1 protein-coding gene is annotated in these 647 nt (G+C 68.2%); it reads right to left on the reverse strand.

Features of this window, described 5'->3' with window-relative positions; all coding sequences use genetic code 11:
• The coding region (locus G7A99_RS23435) for a porin (protein ID WP_240466403.1) at positions 1–647 on the reverse strand (647 nt) is incomplete at both ends.

Genomic DNA, 647 nt, shown 5'->3' on the forward strand with positions numbered 1-647 from the left:
TTGAGCGTGGCCCGGGTCTTTTTCGTGAAGTGGTACTGCACGCCCGCCGTCCAGGTCTCGAAGGTGGCCCGGGTTGGCTGGTCGAGGTTGCGGCGGTAGGCGTCGTAGCGCAGCTGCAGTTCCCAGGGCGTGCCGGGGACGAAGTAGGCGCCCTCGATGTAGCCGCCGCGAGCGCGATAGTCGTTGAACAGCTTCTCCGGAGCGTGCTGGCCCTGGAAGATCATGCCCTTGCCCTGCATGAACTCCGCGCTCACCCGGAACGGACGCCGGAGGTAGTACGCGCCGACACCGTAGCGGACGCGGTCCTGCGTCCGGCTGCTGTCATAGGCGTCCGTGCGCTCGCCGCCCTGGTACCAGCCGAAGAACTTCAGCGTCGGCCGGAAAGGGCCGCCGCCGGGACCGTCGAAGAGGTACGCGGAGGACCAGTAGAGATAGAGGTCCTCGTCACCGTCCGACTCGTCCATCTGCACGCCGCTGCCGTTGCCGAGCATCACCGCGTAGCTGTGCTCCCAGCGGCCGGCGTCGAAGGCGTCGAAGACCTGCACGCCCGTATCGCGGAACGCCCCGACGGGGTTGGAGAAGGCGTTCATGTCCGCGTCCGGGGTCGACTGCGGCGGGACGTTCGTCTCCCCGGCCTCGGGGAAGCG

It is taken from the genome of Arhodomonas sp. KWT, assembly GCF_010993615.1.